Here is a 17,652-nt window from a genome sequence, read left to right on the forward strand (position 1 = left end):
CCGGAATTCGACAATCGGTACGACGGCAATACTGGCTCGCCAACTGTCCGCACGTTACGAAAGACTGCGGGGCATGGAAATCGATGCGGTGATATTCGACTGGGGTGGCACCCTCACGCCGTGGGCGAAGATCGACTACCGCGACGAGTGGCGTTCGGTCGCCCGTGCAGTCGCGCCCGGCGACGTCGAGTCGGCGTCGTCCGCGCTGCTCGACGCGGCGCAGTCGGTCTGGGCGCGCGCGTGATGAGCACCGCAGTGCGACGTTCGACGACATCTGCACGCTCGCCGGCGTCCCCGCCACAGCCGACGCGGTTGCCGCGTACCGCGCGTTCTGGGAGCCCTCGACCGTCACCGACCCGGACGCCGGTGCGCTCTTCGAGTCGCTTCGTGCGGTCGGCATCAAGGTCGGGGTGCTGTCCAATACCGTCTGGCCGCGCGCCTGGCACGAGCAGATCTTCGCCCGCGACGGCGTGCACCACCTGATCGACGGCGACGTCTACACCTGCGAGATCGACTGGACGAAGCCCGACCCGCGGGCCTTCGAAGCGGCCATGGCCGCCATCGGGGCCGACACCGCCGCGTCCTGCGCATTCGTCGGCGATCGGCTGTTCGACGACATCTGGGGTGCCGCATCCGTCGGCATGCGTACGATCCACGTCCCGCACAGCACCATCCCGGCCGACCAACTCGGCCACGCGGTCGGTGAACCCGATGCCGTTGTGCAGCGTCTGTCTGAGGTAGCAAACGTGGTCGAGCACTGGAATCGGCCGCGCTGAAACCACGATGTGACGGTTGTCGTCCACTGGACCGCCGCACCCTTAGACTCTGGTGGGCCTCGGCGACGTCTCGGGGCGACCGTCGACGGAGGACCCATGAGCGGCGAGGGCGTAGTGGCGGCCGTGAGGGACGAGTGGTCTTCACGAAGTGGGCGAGCGACTAGCGCGAAGGAACGCAGATGAGCAACCAGCAGCCCCCGCCCGGATACGGCGGAGGTAATGACCCGTACGGCCAGCGGCCCGGACCCTACGGTCAGCAGCCGCCTCCACAGGGACAGCCTCCCTACGGCCAGCAGCCCGGACCGTACGGTCAGCAGCCGCCACCGCAAGGCCAGCCGCCGTACGGCCAGCAGCCCGGACCGTACGCCCAGCAGCCGCCTCCACCAGGCCAGCCTCCCTACGGCCAGCAGCCGCCGCAGGGACAGCCCCCGTATGCGCAGCCGGGCCAGTCGTCGCAGTGGGCCCAGCATCAGACGCTGTACGAGCAGATGAGTAGCGGCGACCGGCCCTCAGGGGGCAGCGGCAACAAGCTGATGCTGCTCCTCGGTGGCGCGGGGTTGCTGGTGGTCGTGCTGATCGTCGCCGCGGTCTTCCTGCTCCGCGGTGGCGGAGGTGCAGGTTCGAGCGCCGACGAAGCGCTGGACAACTTCGTGAGCGCGATCAACGACACCGACTGTGATGCGGTCAAGGACGTCACGACCGATGCGTTCCACAAAGAGATGAACATCGAGGACTGCAGCGGCAGCAACTTCTCCGAAGGTATCAGCGGGGGATCCGACGAGGTCGAGGTCGAGGCCGGCGATGTCAAGGAGGACGGCGACGCAGCGACCGGTACGATCACGCTCTCCGGTGGCCCCGAGGGTTCCGAGGACATCAAGATCAAGGTCGCTCTGACGAAGGAGGGCGACGGCTGGCTCGTCGACTCCTTCGCACCCGAACAAGCCTGATTCGACAACGAGGACTGAGCCATGAGCAACCAACAACCGCCTCCGGGCTACGGCAACGGACCCTACGGGCAGCAGCCGCCGTACGGGCAGCAACCCCCACCAGGCGGTCAACCGCCTCAGGGCCAGCCTCCCTATGGCGGCCAGCCACCGCAGTACGGCCAGCAGCCCTACGGTCAGCAACCCCCGCAGCAGTACGGTCAGCAGCCCTACGGTCAGCAACCCCCGCAGCAGTACGGTCAGCAGCCCTACGGTCAGCAACCCCCGCAGCAGTACGGTCAGCAGCCCTACGGTCAGCAGCAGTACGGTCAGCAGCCACCGGGCCAGTACCAGCAGCCCGGCCCCGGCCACAGTGGCGGCGGGAGCAAGACACCGTTCATCATCGGCGGCGTGGCCGTACTCGTCGTGATCGCGCTCGCGGTCGGTGGGTTCTTCCTGCTCTCAGACGACGACGGTGACGGCGGCAGCGACGACACGGCGAACTCCTCAACCGAGGGGTCCGGTGACGGTCCCGCGGCCGAGGAGTCGGGCGGGAGTGCGGAGGACACCGTCAACGAGTTCGTCGGGGCCGTCAAGGACCTCGACTGCGATGCGGTCGTCGACCTGACGAGCAAGAGCTTCCAGACGACGTACGGCACCGCCGAGTGCACATCGGAGAACTTCCAGGCGCAGGGCATGTCGGCCGACATGCTGGAGAAGTTCGAGTTCACCGTGTCCGATGTCCAGGAGAACGGCGACCAGGCGACGGCGACGGTCGAGATGGCCGGCGACGTCATGGGCGACGGCAACGAGGTGACCGTTCCGGTCGACGTCCAGCTCGTTCAAGAGGACGGTGAGTGGAAGATCGACGACTTCACACCCGATACGTCGGCCATGGAGATGCCCGACCTGGAGGACTACCAGTAGGCCGCGGCCGGCCCGGTCACGGTTGCTCGACGCCGGGCAACGCGGTCGAAGGCGCACCCCACTCGACCCCGGCGAGCGCCGACCCGCCGAGCGCCTCGACCGCGAACGACCTCGGCCCGCCGGTCGCGGTCGCGACGACGCCGGCGTACAGCACCGAGCAGCGGTCCTCGAGCTGCTGGCCGAGCCGCTGCGCGTCCGTGTCGGACTCGACGGCGACCGGCAGCTCGTACGCCGCCTCGGCGGCGACCGGTTCGGCGCCGGCGTCGGCGACGTACTGCGTCAGCGCATCCCGGCGGTCGCGATGGTCGGCGTACAGGCCGGTGGCGAGGTCCTGGTAGCGGGTGCCGTAGTCGAGCCGGCCACCGATCACGCCGTACGCGTACACCGCCGCGTGTTCGCCCGCGAGCGCGTCCTGCAGGGCCTCCACGACGGTGCCGGCGCTCACGACCCGCCACCGATCGCCTGGTCGAGCACCTGGACGTGCTGCGCCTCCGATGCCGCGATCGCGGCCAGTACGCGAGCGAACTCGCCCGAGGCGGCCCGGTTGGCGTCGGACGTACGTCGGGTCCTGGCGGCGTCCTCGAGGTCGCGCAATGCCGCCAGCGCCTTGGGCTCGGACGACGGCACCTTGATCCGCGCCCGCCGCTTGGTCGGATCACCACCGAGGATCTCGACATGCACGCGATGGTGGTCGGCGATCGGGGCGAGGGTCGTACGGAGCGAGTGGTGAGCCGCGCGTACGGCGAGGCAGCGTGCGAGCAACCGTTCCTGGTCGGCGAGCGCGGACGCGATGAGCCGGTCGTCCGCCGACTTTGACTGCTCGGGCGACGGCGAGCCGGAGTCGTCGTCGAGCAGGTCGTCGACCGCCCCGCACCCGGCGGCGAGCGTCGCCGCGGCGAGGCCGCCGACCGTGAGGAAGGCGCGGCGGCTCAACCTCCGCGAAACCCGTGCTGTCACTGCACAGACGGTACCCGACGGCTCCGTACGTACGTCGGCGTGATCCGCCCCACTCGCGCCCGGTGTATAGGGTGAGATTTGCGCCCACAACAGAACACCTAGGAGGCAATCGTGAGCAAGGCTCCCGTCCCCGAAGCCCTCGAGCAGGCGCTCGCGACGCGTACCTCCGAGCTGGGGCTCGACCTCGAGGCCGTCGAGCTGACCCCCGCCGGTCGCCGACGCGTCCTGCGGGTCGCGGTCGACCAGGACGGCGGTGTGACGCTCGACGACATCGCGGACGCAACCAAGGAGATCTCCACGATGCTCGACGCGTCGGATCTGATGGGCGAGCAGCCGTACACGCTCGAGGTCACCTCGCGCGGCACCGACCGCCCGCTCACGCTGCCGAGGCACTGGCGGCGCAACGTCGACCGGCTCGTCCGCGTGACGCCCGACGAGGGCGAGGCGTTCGAGGGACGCATCGTCGACGCCGACGAGGCCACCGACGGCGGCGCGCGGGTCAAGACGGCCACCGGTGTGCACGCTCTGGCCTACGATGCCGTGAAGAAGGCTCGGGTCGTCGTCGAGCTGAACCGAAAGGAAGGCTGACGTCGTGGACATCGATATGACGGCGCTTCGTGCGCTCGAGCGAGAAAAGGACCTTTCGCTCGACGTCGTCGTCGGCGCGATCGAGCAGGCGCTGCTGGTCGCGTACCACCGTGAGGAGGGTGCGAATCCCCACGCGCGGGTCGAGCTCGACCGCAAGAGCGGTCACGTCACCGTCTTGGCCGAGGAGCGCGGCCCCGACGGCTCGGTGATCACCGAGTACGACGACACACCCAACGACTTCGGTCGGATCGCCGCGACGACCGCACGGCAAGTGATTCTGCAGCGCCTGCGCGACGCGGAGGACGACCAGCGATTCGGTGAGTTCGCCGAGCGCGAGGGCGACCTCGTCTCGGGCGTGATCCAGCAAGGACGCAACCCCGACGACGTCCTCGTGGATCTCGGGTCGCTGGAAGCCCTGATGCCGGAGGCCGAGCGGGTGCCGGGGGAGCAGTACGAGCACGGCTCTCGGATCAAATGCATCGTGACGAGCGTCCGCAAGGGCATGCGCGGTCCACAGGTGCAGGTGTCGCGTACGCATCCGAACCTCGTGAAGCGGCTGTTCGCGCTCGAGGCGCCCGAGATCGCCGACGGCACCGTCGAGATCAGCGCGATCGCGCGCGAGGCGGGGCACCGCACGAAGCTGGCCGTACGCGCGACCACCGACGGCGTCAACGCGAAGGGTGCCTGCATCGGTCCGATGGGCCAGCGGGTGCGAAACGTCATGAGCGAGCTGCACGGTGAGAAGATCGACATCGTCGACTTCGCCGACGATCCCGAGACGTTCATCGGGCAGGCACTCTCCCCGGCGCAGGTCCAGAGCGTGACGATCGTCGACGCCGTTGCAAAGGCCGCCAGGGTGGTCGTACCCGACTTCCAGCTGTCCCTCGCGATCGGCAAGGAGGGTCAGAACGCCCGGCTCGCCGCGCGGCTGACGGGCTGGCGGATCGACATCCACTCCGATACCGAGGGCCAGGCCCCGGCCACCTGACGCGGAGTCGGTGTGGGATCGGTGGACTAGGTTTCCACCGATCCCGCACCGACTCCGCAAAGGGTGCGCGCGCCCCACAGCGGGAGCCGGTGCGACTTTGCGTGGCCGACCCGCTAGACTGGTCGGCGGTGCGTACCCCTCGATCTCGGATCTCCGGCGGTTCGTCGCGCTCGCAGCCCGTGCGTACGTGCGTCGGTTGCCGGAAACGAGCGGATCGCACCGACCTGATCAGGATCGTCGCGATCACCGACGAGGCAGTTCATCTCCTCGTCCCCGATCTCGATGGTTCGGCAACAGGTCGTGGGGCGCACCTGCATCCCACGATCGAGTGTTTCGAGCAGGCGATGCGTCGCCGTGCATTCGGACGCGCGCTGCGGATCGCGGCGCCGGTCGATGCGGACGCCGTACGTGCCCACCTCGAAGCACGAAACCCTGACAAAGCACCACCGAACGGAAAGCGGAGCAACAGCTCATGAGCCCTCGATGAGTTCCTCGAAATGAGCGTGCACGTCTACTAGCGGTGTGAGACTCCTTTGCGGTGTCTCGGACCGCACCATGAAGGAGAGCAGTGGCTAAGGTCCGAGTCTACGAACTCGCGAAGGAGTTCGGAGTCGAAAGCAAGGTCGTCCTGTCGACGCTGAGTGACATGGGCGAGTTCGTACGTTCGGCGTCGTCGACGGTGGAAGCGCCCGTCGTACGTCGCCTCAATGAGCAATACGGCGAGAAGCTGCACGAGCAGGGCGCCGCAAAGGCCGCGAAGAAGTCCGCGGCCAAGAAGACCACCAAGAAGGCGGCGGCGAAGACCACCGAGTCGACCCCGCCGGCCGATGAGCAGCCCGTCGAGGCCGCGCCAACGGCCGCCGAAGAGACGGCGCCGGCCGACGCCGCGAGCGTCGAGGCGCCGAGCCCGGCCGAGCCGAGCCCCGCCGAGTCGAGCCCGGAGGAACCGCGCCCCGCAGCAGCGAGGCCGCCGGCGCCGACGCCCGGCCCGGCCCGCAAGAAGCCCGCCGCGGCACCCGAGCCGGCGGCGGAAGCTCCGACGGCCGTCCCCGAGCCGGAGGCCGACGAGCCGCCGGAGCCGGAGGATCGCACTCCCGAGGCGCGTCCTGGCGACACTCCGCGTCCGGCTCCCCGACCCGGCCCGAGTGGTCGCGGCGGCGGTTCCGTACGTCCGGGCAACAACCCGTTCTCGTCGACGCACGGCATGCAGCGTCCCGGTCGGCCGTCCCCGGGCAACATGCCTCCCCGGCCGCCGGCTGCACGTGACGGTGCCGGTGGCGGCCGTTCCGACCGCGGTGAGCGCAGTGGTGGCGGTCGTGGCGGCGATCGGCCCAGCGGCATGCCGCGGCCGAACCCCGCGATGATGCCGAAGCAGCCGTCGAAGTCGCTGGGCTCGCCCGGTGGCCCCGGCGGCGGTCGCGGTCGCGGCGGCCCCGGTGGTGCCGGTGGCGGTCGTGGTCGTGGTGGCTCCGGTGGCGGTGGCGGCGCACCGGGCGGTGCCGGTCGTCCCGGCGCGCCCGCGGGCGGTCGTCCGGGCTTCGGTGGTCGCGGCCGCGGTGGTCGCGGTGGCACGCAAGGTGCGTTCGGTCGCCCCGGCGGCCCAGCCCGGCGCGGACGCAAGAGCAAGCGCGCGAAGCGCCAAGAGTTCGACAACATGCAGGCTCCCTCGACCGGGGGCGTGCGGGTCCGCAAGGGCAACGGCGAGACGATCCGGCTGGCGCGCGGTGCGTCACTGACCGACTTCGCAGACAAGGCCGGCATCGATGCGGCATCGCTCGTACAGGTGCTGTTCGGCCTCGGCGAGATGGTGACCGCTACGCAATCGGTCAACGACGAGACGCTGCAGCTGTTGGGCGAGGAGCTCGACTACGACGTGCAGGTCGTCTCGCCCGAAGACGAAGATCGCGAGCTGCTCGAGTCGTTCGACCTGGAGTTCGGCGAGGACACCGGCAGCGACGACGACATGGCGCCCCGACCGCCGGTCGTCACCGTCATGGGTCACGTCGATCACGGTAAGACCAAGCTCCTCGATGCGTTGCGTAACGCCAACGTCGTCGACAAGGAGGCCGGTGGCATCACCCAGCACATCGGTGCCTACCAGGTCGCAACCGAGGTCGACGAGAACGAGCGGCGCATCACCTTCATCGACACGCCGGGTCACGAGGCGTTCACGGCGATGCGTGCACGCGGTGCACAGGCAACCGACATCGCGGTGCTCGTCGTTGCCGCCGACGACGGCGTCATGCCGCAGACGGTCGAGGCGCTCAACCACGCCAAGGCCGCCGGCGTACCGATCGTCGTCGCCGTCAACAAGGTCGACAAGCCGGAGGCGGATCCGAGCAAGGTGCGCGGCCAGCTGACGGAGTACGGTCTCGTGCCCGAGGAGTACGGCGGCGACACGATGTTCGTCGACGTTTCCGCCAAGGGCGGGATCGGCCTCGAGAGCCTGCTCGAGTCGATCGTGCTGACCGCCGATGCGGCACTCGACCTGCGCGCCAACCCCGTCCAGAACGCCGAGGGCACCACGATCGAGGGTCACCTCGACCGCGGTCGTGGCCCGGTCGCGACCGTCCTCGTCCAGCGCGGCACCCTCAGCGTCGGCGACTCGGTCGTGGTCGGCCCGGCGTACGGACGAGTCCGCGCCATGCTCGACGAGCATGGCGAGAACGTCGAGCACGCGACGCCGTCTCGACCGGTCCTCGTCCTCGGCCTCACGGCGGTGCCCGGCGCCGGCGACAACTTCATGGTGGTGGCCGACGACCGGATCGCCCGGCAGATCGCCGAGAAGCGCGAGGCTCGCGAGCGCAATGCCATGCTCGCGCAGCGCACCGGCCGTCGTACGCTCGAGGACTTCATGTCCAGCATGGAGAAGGGCGAGTCCGACGAGTTGCTGCTCATCCTCAAGGGTGACGGCTCCGGATCCGTCGAGGCGCTCGAGGAGGCCCTCAGCAAGATCGACGTCGGCGACGACGTGAAGCTGCGGGTCATCGACCGCGGTGTCGGTGCGATCACCGAGACCAACGTCATGCTCGCGGCGGCGTCGGACGCGATCATCATCGGCTTCAACGTTCGTCCGCAGGGCAAGGCGACCGAGGTTGCCGATCGGGAGGGCGTCGAGATCCGTTACTACTCGGTGATCTACCAGGCCACCGACGAGATCGAGGCAGCGCTCAAGGGCATGCTCAAGCCGGAGTACGAGGAGGCCGCGCTCGGTCAGGCGGAGATCCGCGAGATCTTCCGCTCCTCGAAGATCGGCAACATCGCCGGCTGCATGGTCACCGAGGGCGTCATCCGACGCAATGCCAAGGCACGGCTGCTCCGCGACGGCGCTGTCGTCAAGGACAGCGTCGAGCTCTCGAGCCTGAAGCGGTTCAAGGACGACGCCTCCGAGGTCCGCGAGGGCTTCGAGTGTGGTCTGACGCTGCGCGGGTTCAACGACATCAAGGTCGGCGACATCATCGAGAGCTTCGAGATGCGGGAGATTCCGCGTAACTGACGCTCGCCCGGGCCAAGGCCCCGTGAGACCGACGTTTGGACGCGACACGCTTGGCGTGTCGCGTCCAAACGTCCGGCTCACGGGGGCTCGGTCATTTGGATCCCGTCAGTTCTCGCAGGCCGTGACCGTCTCGAACGCCGTGCAGGTGTCGTCGCCGGTGCCTCCATCGCCGGTGTCGGCACCGTCTCGTCCGTCGAGGTGGTCGTCGCCGGCGCGACCCTCGATGGTGTCTGTACGCGGACCTCCGCGCAGAAGGTTGTCTGCGTCGTTGCCGATCAGCGTCGATGCCGACCAGCCGCCGATCACGTTCTCGAAGCCGAGCAGGTCGATCGTGCCGCGGGCACGTACGAAGCCCTGATCCAGATCGACGACCAGACCGGCCGGGTCATCCCCGCCGAGGAACGATCCGCCGAGATCGAACGTGTCGGCACCCGCGCCACCGACGAGCCGGTTTCCGCGGACGCTGTCGTCGCGATAGTCGAACGCGATGGCGTCGTCGCCTGGGCCGGCATCGACGTCGACCGTGCCGAAGAGTTCCCGAATCCGGTCGTCACCGTCGACCGTACGCACAATGTCGTCGCCGTCGTCCGGGTCAACGTCGTTCGGTCCTGCGTCGCCGCGCAGTACGTCGTCGTACGGGGAACCGGTGATGTTCTCGGTCGCCTCGATGTTGTCGTGACCGTGGCCACCGCTCGACGTTCCCGCGGCCAGGTCGACCCTGACCGCGCCAAGGCCGTAGCGCAGGTAGTTCGTGGTGTCGGACCCTGCACCGCCCAGGATCTCGTCGTCGCCGGCGCCCCCGCGTAGCGTGTCATTGCCGGCACCACCCATGAGCCGCGCGTTCCCACGGGCATTCGCGATGTAGTCGTTGCCCGGTCCGCCCCGCAGACTGTCGTCCCCGTTACCGTCCTCGATCGAATCGTCGCCCCCGTGCGTGCTCACCGTGTCGACACCGTCGCCGGGGGCGGCAAAGTCGTCGCCCGGGCCGCCGACGATGCGATCGTCGCCGGGGCCACCGTCGAGGTCGGATCCGCGTCTGCCGACGGCCTCGATGCTGTCGTTGCCGTCGTCGCCGCCGGCTGCACCACCGCGTTCGAGACGGATCTGGTCGTCGCCGGGCCCGCCGCTCAGAGACCATGCGTACCCGGTGGCGGTCAAGGTGTCTGCCCCGCCGCGACCGAACGTCGCCGCAGTCGGCGTCTCCACGACGATCGAGTCGGCGTGGTCGGAGCCGGAAACGCTCTCGATGCCGACCAGCCGGTCCTTGCCCTGCCCGGTCGCTCGGCCCTTGCGGATGTCGACGTGTATGCCGCGTGGGGAGTTGATGAAAGTCGCGTGATCTCCGGTATGGCCGTCCCCGCCGATGATGCGGTCGCTGCCGGGGCCGCCGCCGAGGACGTCGCCGACGTAGAACCAGCCCTCGTCCCAGTGTCGGCCGTCGAGCTGGCCGTCGAGGAGGTCCTTGCCGCGCCCGCCGGCGATCGTGTCGCGGCCCGCGCCGCCGCACACCAGATCGTTTCCGCCCTTGGCATTGATGCGATCGGCTCCGCCACGACCGACGATCACGTCGCGGCCTGTGGTGCCGGTGATCCGGTCCTTGTGGTCCGTGCCGACCATCGTCGCGCGGTGCCCATGACACGATGGCTGCGACGCCGTCGACGATCCGGCAGGCGTACAGAGCACGGCCACGACGAACACGCCCGCGATGGCAGCGGTACGCCGGATGATTGGTTTCGATGCCTGATCCATGATCCCCCGATCGGTTGGCTCGCGGCGCACGTTACCTGCTCGGCGTACGCTCGTCTGCCGAATCGAGGTACGCGTGAATCAGGGCGAGCAGCGTCGTGCGCGCTCGAAACCCCTGTACGTGTCCTTGCCGGGCCGTCCATCGGCGACGCCACGGAAACCATGCGTGCGCAGGTTGACCCGATGCGATGCACGCGACCTCGATTCGCTGATTCGTCGTGGTGGCCGGTAGCGAAAGTCACGGGATCGCAAGGGTCGGTCGGACCTGTTCTGGTCGCCGTTACTGTGCGTTACGGGCGTACGGTGCCGCCAACCTTGCGGCGCCTCGAACGCGGTCGCCACGCCGAACGCGGGGCACTAGAATGGCGGACGGTTCACCTTCGATTCACCACGCTCCCAGAGGACACGCCATGAGTTCGCCGCGCGTACGCAAGATCGCCGACCGCATCAAGGTCGTCGTCGCTGACATGCTCGAGCGCCGTGTCAAGGATCCGCGTCTCGGGTTCGCCACGGTCACCGACGTACGAGTCACCGGCGACTCGCAGCATGCCACGGTTTTCTACTCGGTCCTCGGCGGCGCGGACGAGATCGACGGAACCGCGGCTGCCCTCGCCAGCGCCACCGGCCTGATCCGCTCCGAGGTCGGCAAGCAGCTCGGCATCCGCCATACGCCGTCGATCGAGTTCATCCTCGACGGCGTACCGGAGAACGCCCGCCAGATCGAGGACCTGCTCACCCAGGCGAAGCAGTCCGATGCGGAGGTGGCCCGACGAGCAGCCTCGGCTACGTACGCGGGCGACGCAGACCCGTACAAGAAGCACGACGACGAGACCGACGACGCCTGACCGCGGCGGCGAGACCCCATCATGAGCGACGGCCTCGTCATCGTCGACAAGCCACCGGGCTGGACGTCACACGACGTCGTCGGGCGGGTACGCCGGCTCGCCGGTACCCGCAAGGTCGGCCACGCCGGCACCCTCGACCCGATGGCCACGGGTGTCCTCGTGCTCGGCGTCGACCGCGCGACGCGCCTGCTCGGTCACCTGATGCTGACCGAGAAGGAGTACGCCGCGACGATCCGGCTCGGGGCGTCGACGAACACCGACGATGCCGAGGGCGAGGCCAGTGGCGGAGGCGACGCGACGCACCTGGGCCGCGCCGACGTCGAGTCGGTGCTGCCGAAGCTCCGCGGCACCATCGAGCAGGTCCCGTCGACGGTCTCGGCGATCAAGGTCGACGGCAAACGCGCGTACGCCCGTGCCCGAGCGGGTGAGGCGGTCGAGCTGCAGGCGCGCACCGTGCACATCAACCGGCTCGAGATCGTCGATGCGCGATCTGCACCGCCGTACCTCGACGTCGACGTCGCCGTGGCGTGCTCGAGCGGCACGTACGTCCGCGCGCTCGCCCGCGACATCGGCAGTGTCCTGGGCGTCGGCGCTCATCTGACGGCGCTGCGGCGTACCCGCGTCGGTCCATTCGGACTCGACACCGCGCGTACCCTCGAGGGGCTCGCCGACGACTTCGCCGTGCTCGACATCGGCGCTGCAGCACGGAGCGCATTCGAGGTCGTGACGCTCGACGAGGAGTCCGCTCGGATGGTGCGCCACGGGCGTCCGCTGCACGACACGCGCCTGCCCGGTGAGGCACCCGTCGCGATGTTCGGGCCCGACGGCGCATTCCTCGCCCTCTACGAGCAGCGGGGCGAGATCGCCAAGGCCGTTGCCGTGTTCGGGTGAAGGCGGCACCACGATCTAACGTAGATTTAGCCCATGGCATCGGGTCACGAGTCGCGAAGGCGCGTCGCAGTACGCGCGCTTCGCCAGGCTCTCAAACGCGGGTTGATAGCGATGTTCGTCACCCAGGTGGCGATCATCATCTCCCTGATCGGCATCGACAACTGGCGTAAGCGCATCCGGCCGCGGAAGGTGAAGTTCCCGCGTACGGCGCCGGCGGAGATGCCCGTCGGCGACTCCGCAGCGACCACGTTCACCTACGGCGAAGACCTGTACGCCGACATGCTCGACGCGATCCGCGGCGCGAAGCGACGGATCCTGTTCGAGTCGTACATCTGGAAGGGCGACGAGCTCGGCCGCGAGTTCAAGGATGCGCTGGTCGAGGCGTCCGAACGCGGTGTCGAGGTGTACGTCGTGTACGACGGGTTCGCGAACCTCGTCGTGCCACGGTCGTTCCTGCGGTTCCCGTCCGCGATCCACGTGCTGCGATACCCGTTGTTCCGCCCCGGGCTGCTGATGCTCAACGTCCGCAAGTCCGGGCGCGACCACCGCAAGATCCTCGTCGTCGACGGCGAGACGGCGTACGTCGGCGGCTACAACATCGGCAGCACGTACGCGACCGACTGGCGCGACACCCACATCAAGTTCCACGGGCCGTCGGCGTGGGACTTCGAGAACGCGTTCGTGGACTTCTGGAACATGCAGCGCGCCGACGCCATGCCACTGCTTGCCGACGAGGGAGCGCGTACGTGGGAGCCGCGTATCCGCACGCACCGCAACGTGCCGGGGCTGCTGGTGTTCCCGATCCGCGGTATGTATCTCGAGGCGATCGACCGCGCGCGGGAGCACATCTACATCACCCAGGCGTACTTCATCCCCGACCGCGAGATCCTGCACGCGCTGCTCGCCGCCGCCCGTCGCGGTGTCGACGTCCGTGTGCTCGTACCCGAGACGTCGAACCACGTCGTCGCCGACTGGATGTCGCGGGGCTTCTACTCGACCCTGTTGCGCGGCGGAATCTCCATCTGGCTGTACGAGAACGCGATGGTGCACGCGAAGACCGCGACGATCGACGGCAAGTGGACGACGATCGGCACGGCGAACATCGACCGGCTGAGCCTGACCGGCAACTACGAGATCAATGTCGAGGTCTTCGACGAGGGTCTCGCGGCGCAGATGGAGAAGGTGTTCTTCGCCGACAGCTCCAATGCGCGGCGCCTGCCGATCGAGGAATGGGACCGCCGGGCGATCGCGGCGAAGTTCAGCGAGAGCGTGCTCGCGCCGTTGCGCCCGTTGCTGTAACCGAGGTCACCCCGAAGATAAGAGCCGTCTCATGGATGGCTCATGGCCGTCTCACCCCCGGAACGCATCGTTGTACGCGTAATCGACGAAGCGAAAGGGAAACCCATGAACAAGCTCATCCGAACAGGGATCGTTGGGGTAGCCGCCGCGGTCGGCGCGGGAGCGCTCGTCACGGGCGTCGCGACGAGCTCGAACGCCGACGACAGCGCGTACGCCAAGCGCGACGACGACAACACCTCGGTGGTGTTCGTCGCCGACGACGATGACGACGATGACGACGGCGCACGCGACGTGTCCCGGGACACGAACACGAAGAACTCGAAGAACACCCGCTCGAAGAACTCCAACGGCACCAAGCACTCGCGGAACAGCGCGAAGAGCCGCGACAAGACCAACAGCCGCAAGAGCCGCGTCAGCCGCGACGGCGAGGCGAGCCGTAACGACAAGACTCGCGACTGGACCCGCGACGGTGCGGGTAAGAAGAAGCGCGACTGGAGCGCGAACCACACCAACGACCGCAGCCGCAACGACACCCGCCGCTGACGGCCATCGTTGTCGGGTGGGGGCCCGTCCCCTCGGAGCCCTCACCCGATCTGGTTCGTACGTATGACAGGAGACACTCGATGAGCGACAGCGAATGGGGCTTCGCGCCCGGCGACCAGATCGTGCCGGACCTGATCGCGCAGAAGCTGCTCGGCGGCGGTGAGGCGTACGAGGCGTACCTCGCATTCGACGAGGTGCTTTTCGCGCCCGTGGTCGTCAAGGTGGTGCGGCCCGACCAGGTCGACAACGAGTCGACGCTGCGCGGGCTGCGGCGCGAGATCGCCGCTCTCGACCGGCTCGAGCACCCGGCCGTGGTGCGCTACTTCCACGCCGACGCGGACTACGAGCGGCCGTACGTCGCGCTCGAGAACATCGATGGCCCGCGGCTGTCCTCGCTGATCCGCAAGCACGGTCGACTGCCGGTGCAGCAGCTGCTGCCCCTCGGGCTGGAGATCGCGTCGGCGCTGCACTACCTGCGCGGGCGCGACGTCATCCATCTGGACATCAAGCCGAGCAACGTCATCATGGGCGCACCGGCGCGGCTGATCGACCTGAGCGTTGCGCGCTCGGAACAGGCCGCCGCCGAGCTCACGTACCCGATCGGCACCGACGAGTACATGGCGCCGGAGCAGTGCGACCCGCCGACGTCGGGCACGCCCGGCTTCGCCTCCGACATGTGGGGCCTCGGCACCACGCTGTTCCATGCGGCAGCGGGCTACCGTGCGTTCGACATCGGCTCGACCGATGAGAACGCCTCGGTCGAGGAGCGGTTTCCGCAGCTGGTCGACGATCCGTACGACTTCCCCGACACAGTCGACGGCGCCGTCGCCAAGCTCATCCTGCCCTGTCTCGACCCCGACCCCGCGCAGCGTCCGACGCCGCAGGTGTTCGCCGAGGCGCTCGAACCGCTGATGGCCGCCATGCCCAAGGCGCGCCTCTCCGGCTTCAAGATCTCCCTCCAACGGTGAGGAGAGAGTTCTGGCCCTGTGAGGAGAGAGTTTCGGTGCACCGAAACTCTCTCCTCACAGGGCCAGAACTCTCTCCTCACCGTTGGTCGAGGCGGTAGCCCATCCCGCGGACCGTCACGATCGCGTCGCTGCCCAGCTTCTTGCGCAGGTAGCCGACGTACACGTCGACGACGTTGGAGCCCGGGTCGAAGTCGTAACCCCAGACATGCGACAGCAACTGCTCGCGCGACAGCACCTGGCCCGGGTTGCGCAGGAACACCTCGGCCAGCTTGAACTCCCGCGCCGACAGCTCGACGGGTTCGGCGTCGACGGTCACCTCGCGTGTACGCAGGTCCAGCCGGATCTCGCCGGCGGTCAGCTCGTCCTCCACCGGGGCCGATGCGCTCGTCTGCCGCAGCCGCAGGCGTACGCGGGCGCGCAGCTCGTCGAAGCGGAACGGCTTCGACATGTAGTCGGCCGCTCCGCCCTCGAGCGCGGCGACGGTGTCGGTCACCGAGTCGCGTGCGGTCAGGACGACGACGGGGAGGCTCGCCCGCTCCGACTGCAGCCGCCGCAGCACCTCGTACCCGTCCATCCCGGGCAACCCGATGTCGAGCACGACGAGGTCGAACTCGCCGGTCAGCGCGTAGTCGAGCCCCGTGACGCCGTCCGCGGCGACGGTCGTGGTGAACCCGTCCGCGTTGAGCCCCTTGGCCAGGAAGGACGCGATCCGCGGCTCGTCCTCGACGATCAGTATCCGACTCATGCCTCTCCTCGTACGTGAGCGTCGCCAACGGGTACGACGATCCGCAGCGTGGCCCCGATGGGCGGGTCGTCGAGCTGTACGTACCCGCCGTGCGCCTCGGCGATCGCCGACACGATCGACAGCCCGAGGCCGAAGCCCTCGTCTCGGGTCGTATCGCTGCCGCGGCGGAACCGGTGGAAGATGTGGCCGCGATCCTCCGGCGCGATGCCCGGGCCGGTATCGCGAACCCAGAACTCCGCACGACCGTCGCGCAACCGGGCGCCGATCGCGATCAGGTCGCCGTGCTCGGTGTGGCGCACGGCGTTGTGCGCAAGCTGCAGCAGGGCTTGGGTGATGCGCTGCCCGTCGATACGTACTGAGGCCTCCGGGCAGGCGTCGATCTTCCACGTACGCTCGCCGAGCGCGCGACACTTCTCGAGCACCGTGCCGACGAGTACGTTCAGGTCGACATCGCTCGGCTGGACGAAATCGGGTCGCTGCGACTTCGCGAGCATCAGGATGTCCTCGACCAGCCGGGTCATGCGGGCGATCTCGTCGAGCAGCAGCTCGCGGGTCTGCTCGATCTCCGCGGCATCGCCGGGATCGGCGATCTCGAGGTGTCCCTGCAGGACGGTCAGCGGCGTACGCAGCTCGTGGCCGGCGTCGTCGAGCAGCTGTCGTTGGGTCTGGAACGCCCACTCGATCCGGTCGAGCATGTCGTTGACCGTGCGGGTCAGCTCGGTGAGGTCGTTGTTGCCGCTGACCTCCATCCGCCGCGACAGGTCGCCCTGTGCGATCTGTTGCGCCGTGGTCTGCATCCGGCGTACGGGCCGCAGCAGCCGCCCGGTGAGGACGAACGCGATCAGCGTCACGATCAGCCACGAGATGCCGGCGACGATGCCGAACGTCCGCATCACGTCGTACAGCTCGTCGCGCTGGCGCTCGATCAGGTGCACGACGACGAACGCGCCGCTCTCGTTGTTGTCCGTTGCCGGCTGGACGACGACGATCGCCTTACCGAGCGGGCTGTCGATCGTCGTGGTGCCACCGCCGGTCGCGCTCAGATCTGCAACCGTGCGCTTGAACTCCTCGCGCTCGCCGAACGGCTTGGCCTCGTCGCGAAGGCCGGGACCGCCGAGGTAGCGCCCCTTGTGGCCGGACAGCGTCGCGAAGATCATCTCGTTCGCCTCCGGCACGTTGCGCGACATGAACGTCTCCATCAGCCGGTAGATGCTGGTGAATCGCTTACCCGTCGCCGGATCCTCGCCTCGATCGGCCAGGGTGTTGAACTCCTCGACCTCCTGCTCCATCGACGCGGTGACCTCGCGGTCGAGCCGTCGCATCTCAACGACGTACGCGGAGACCCCGGCGAGTACGAGGGCGAGCGCGGTGAGCAGCGCGACGACGATCGTGATGCGCGCACGCACCGTCAACGTCGTGAACGTGGTCATCGGCCCCTCGAGGATCGGCGATCTGCTGCGACCGTATCGCGTTGCCCGACGATGCGGGCTCAGTCGTCGCCACCGTCGTCGTCCCCGCCATCCCGGTCGTCCCCGTCATCGTCATCGCCGTCGTCATCGTCGTCGAACGTGCCGGGGGAGGGGTGTACCGGTGTCAGGTCGTCGTCTCGATCGTCGCCGCCGTCACCGCCGCCGCTTCCGGGACCCGAGTTGTCATCGCGGTCCCCACCCTTGTCGTCTCGGTCGTCGCCCTTCTTCTTCTCGCCTGGCTTTGCGTCCTTACCGGACCCGCCCGAACGATCGTCGGGTGGCTGCCGGTCGTCGGAGTCGTTGGCCGGGCGTACGACGACGGGGCCGTCGATCTTCGGGTCCGGTCCGTCGGTTGAGACGCCCCGGGCGAGCGCGAACCCACCGACGGCCGCGACCGCGATGATCGCGGCGGCGGCGAGGATCTTGCGTACTGCGGGCATGGATCCAACCTGTCAGGTCAACGTCATTCTCCGATGAGACCCAGATGAGAA

General features: G+C 68.6%; 19 protein-coding genes. 13 read left to right on the forward strand and 6 right to left on the reverse strand.

Going from position 1 to position 17,652, the window contains the following annotated elements:
- Positions 1-73: 73 nt before the first annotated feature.
- The 4 genes from L0C25_RS18390 (at position 74) to L0C25_RS18405 (ending at position 2,626) form a co-directional block, all read left to right on the forward strand.
- A complete protein-coding gene (locus tag L0C25_RS18390) occupies positions 74-244 on the forward strand; it encodes an HAD family hydrolase (RefSeq protein ID WP_271633195.1) in 171 nt (56 codons plus the stop codon).
- A complete protein-coding gene (locus tag L0C25_RS18395) occupies positions 165-776 on the forward strand; it encodes an HAD family hydrolase (protein ID WP_271633196.1) in 612 nt (203 codons plus the stop codon). The genes L0C25_RS18390 and L0C25_RS18395 overlap by 80 nt, the downstream gene beginning before the upstream one ends.
- Positions 777-955: 179 nt before the next feature.
- Positions 956-1,723, forward strand: coding sequence for a hypothetical protein (locus tag L0C25_RS18400; protein WP_271633197.1), 768 nt, complete (start codon positions 956-958; stop codon positions 1,721-1,723).
- Between the two features lie 21 nt (positions 1,724-1,744).
- Positions 1,745-2,626 carry an Rv0361 family membrane protein gene (locus L0C25_RS18405; protein ID WP_271633198.1) on the forward strand — a complete coding sequence of 294 codons (882 nt, stop codon included), beginning with the start codon at positions 1,745-1,747 and terminating at the stop codon, positions 2,624-2,626.
- 16 nt (positions 2,627-2,642) lie between these two features.
- Here L0C25_RS18405 and L0C25_RS18410 read toward each other — a convergent pair whose 3' ends face one another.
- Together L0C25_RS18410 and L0C25_RS18415 are read right to left on the reverse strand one after the other, a co-directional pair.
- Positions 2,643-3,071: a ferritin-like domain-containing protein gene (locus tag L0C25_RS18410; RefSeq protein WP_271633199.1), complete on the reverse strand. Its 429-nt coding sequence runs from the start codon at positions 3,069-3,071 to the stop codon at positions 2,643-2,645.
- Entirely contained in the window at positions 3,068-3,583 is a 516-nt protein-coding gene (locus L0C25_RS18415) for a hypothetical protein (RefSeq protein ID WP_271633200.1), read from the reverse strand. Before L0C25_RS18415 ends, L0C25_RS18410 begins: the two co-directional genes overlap by 4 nt.
- A gap of 111 nt (positions 3,584-3,694) precedes the next feature.
- Here L0C25_RS18415 and rimP point away from each other — a divergent pair, with 111 nt between their 5' ends.
- From rimP to infB, 4 genes are all read left to right on the forward strand, one after another.
- Positions 3,695-4,171 (forward strand): ribosome maturation factor RimP, encoded by a 477-nt coding sequence (gene rimP / locus L0C25_RS18420; protein WP_271633201.1) that lies wholly within the window; start codon positions 3,695-3,697, stop codon positions 4,169-4,171.
- A gap of 4 nt (positions 4,172-4,175) precedes the next feature.
- A complete protein-coding gene (gene nusA, locus L0C25_RS18425) occupies positions 4,176-5,159 on the forward strand; it encodes a transcription termination factor NusA (protein WP_271633202.1) in 984 nt (327 codons plus the stop codon).
- A gap of 179 nt (positions 5,160-5,338) precedes the next feature.
- Positions 5,339-5,635: a YlxR family protein gene (locus L0C25_RS24265; protein WP_408641710.1), complete on the forward strand. Its 297-nt coding sequence runs from the start codon at positions 5,339-5,341 to the stop codon at positions 5,633-5,635.
- A gap of 92 nt (positions 5,636-5,727) precedes the next feature.
- Complete coding sequence (gene infB, locus L0C25_RS18430) at positions 5,728-8,655, forward strand: translation initiation factor IF-2 (protein WP_271633203.1); 2,928 nt, start codon at positions 5,728-5,730, stop codon at positions 8,653-8,655.
- A 105-nt stretch (positions 8,656-8,760) separates the two neighbouring features.
- On the opposite strand, the gene L0C25_RS18435 is transcribed toward infB, so the two are convergent.
- Positions 8,761-10,404: a calcium-binding protein gene (locus L0C25_RS18435; protein ID WP_271633204.1), complete on the reverse strand. Its 1,644-nt coding sequence runs from the start codon at positions 10,402-10,404 to the stop codon at positions 8,761-8,763.
- A 407-nt stretch (positions 10,405-10,811) separates the two neighbouring features.
- Between L0C25_RS18435 and rbfA the strand changes: the two genes are divergently transcribed.
- The 5 genes from rbfA to L0C25_RS18460 all read left to right on the forward strand — a co-directional run bounded on the left by rbfA (position 10,812) and on the right by L0C25_RS18460 (position 14,947).
- Complete coding sequence (gene rbfA, locus L0C25_RS18440) at positions 10,812-11,246, forward strand: 30S ribosome-binding factor RbfA (protein ID WP_271633205.1); 435 nt, start codon at positions 10,812-10,814, stop codon at positions 11,244-11,246.
- A 21-nt stretch (positions 11,247-11,267) separates the two neighbouring features.
- Positions 11,268-12,137, forward strand: coding sequence for a tRNA pseudouridine(55) synthase TruB (truB, locus tag L0C25_RS18445; protein WP_271633206.1), 870 nt, complete (start codon positions 11,268-11,270; stop codon positions 12,135-12,137).
- Positions 12,138-12,248: 111 nt separating this feature from the next.
- Complete coding sequence (locus L0C25_RS18450) at positions 12,249-13,436, forward strand: phospholipase D-like domain-containing protein (RefSeq protein ID WP_271636860.1); 1,188 nt, start codon at positions 12,249-12,251, stop codon at positions 13,434-13,436.
- A 105-nt stretch (positions 13,437-13,541) separates the two neighbouring features.
- Complete coding sequence (locus L0C25_RS18455; protein ID WP_271633207.1) at positions 13,542-13,979, forward strand: hypothetical protein; 438 nt, start codon at positions 13,542-13,544, stop codon at positions 13,977-13,979.
- Positions 13,980-14,059: 80 nt separating this feature from the next.
- A complete protein-coding gene (locus tag L0C25_RS18460; protein ID WP_271633208.1) occupies positions 14,060-14,947 on the forward strand; it encodes a serine/threonine-protein kinase in 888 nt (295 codons plus the stop codon).
- Positions 14,948-15,023: 76 nt separating this feature from the next.
- Here the strand turns inward: L0C25_RS18460 and L0C25_RS18465 are convergent, their stop codons facing one another.
- Genes L0C25_RS18465 through L0C25_RS18475 form a run of 3 tightly spaced genes read right to left on the reverse strand, consistent with a single transcriptional unit; the run spans position 15,024 to position 17,601 of the window.
- A complete protein-coding gene (locus L0C25_RS18465; RefSeq protein WP_271633209.1) occupies positions 15,024-15,692 on the reverse strand; it encodes a response regulator transcription factor in 669 nt (222 codons plus the stop codon).
- On the reverse strand, positions 15,689-17,122 hold the full coding sequence (locus tag L0C25_RS18470) for a sensor histidine kinase (protein ID WP_271633210.1): 1,434 nt from the start codon (positions 17,120-17,122) through the stop codon (positions 15,689-15,691). Before L0C25_RS18470 ends, L0C25_RS18465 begins: the two co-directional genes overlap by 4 nt.
- A gap of 59 nt (positions 17,123-17,181) precedes the next feature.
- Entirely contained in the window at positions 17,182-17,601 is a 420-nt protein-coding gene (locus tag L0C25_RS18475) for a hypothetical protein (RefSeq protein ID WP_271633211.1), read from the reverse strand.
- Between the last annotated feature and the right edge of the window lie 51 nt (positions 17,602-17,652).

It is taken from the genome of Solicola gregarius (assembly GCF_025790165.1).
GTDB lineage: Bacteria > Actinomycetota > Actinomycetes > Propionibacteriales > Nocardioidaceae > Solicola > Solicola gregarius.

Coding starts and splice junctions, on each gene's coding strand:
- L0C25_RS18435 (WP_271633204.1), bottom strand. CDS start 10,404: ATGGATCAGGCATCGAAACCAATCATCCGGCGTACCGCTGCCATCGCG.
- L0C25_RS18470 (WP_271633210.1), bottom strand. CDS start 17,122: ATGACCACGTTCACGACGTTGACGGTGCGTGCGCGCATCACGATCGTC.
- L0C25_RS18450 (WP_271636860.1), top strand. CDS start 12,249: ATGTTCGTCACCCAGGTGGCGATCATCATCTCCCTGATCGGCATCGAC.
- L0C25_RS18405 (WP_271633198.1), top strand. CDS start 1,745: ATGAGCAACCAACAACCGCCTCCGGGCTACGGCAACGGACCCTACGGG.
- L0C25_RS18390 (WP_271633195.1), top strand. CDS start 74: ATGGAAATCGATGCGGTGATATTCGACTGGGGTGGCACCCTCACGCCG.
- truB (WP_271633206.1), top strand. CDS start 11,268: ATGAGCGACGGCCTCGTCATCGTCGACAAGCCACCGGGCTGGACGTCA.
- rbfA (WP_271633205.1), top strand. CDS start 10,812: ATGAGTTCGCCGCGCGTACGCAAGATCGCCGACCGCATCAAGGTCGTC.
- L0C25_RS18460 (WP_271633208.1), top strand. CDS start 14,060: ATGAGCGACAGCGAATGGGGCTTCGCGCCCGGCGACCAGATCGTGCCG.
- L0C25_RS18400 (WP_271633197.1), top strand. CDS start 956: ATGAGCAACCAGCAGCCCCCGCCCGGATACGGCGGAGGTAATGACCCG.
- L0C25_RS18475 (WP_271633211.1), bottom strand. CDS start 17,601: ATGCCCGCAGTACGCAAGATCCTCGCCGCCGCCGCGATCATCGCGGTC.
- L0C25_RS18465 (WP_271633209.1), bottom strand. CDS start 15,692: ATGAGTCGGATACTGATCGTCGAGGACGAGCCGCGGATCGCGTCCTTC.
- L0C25_RS18455 (WP_271633207.1), top strand. CDS start 13,542: ATGAACAAGCTCATCCGAACAGGGATCGTTGGGGTAGCCGCCGCGGTC.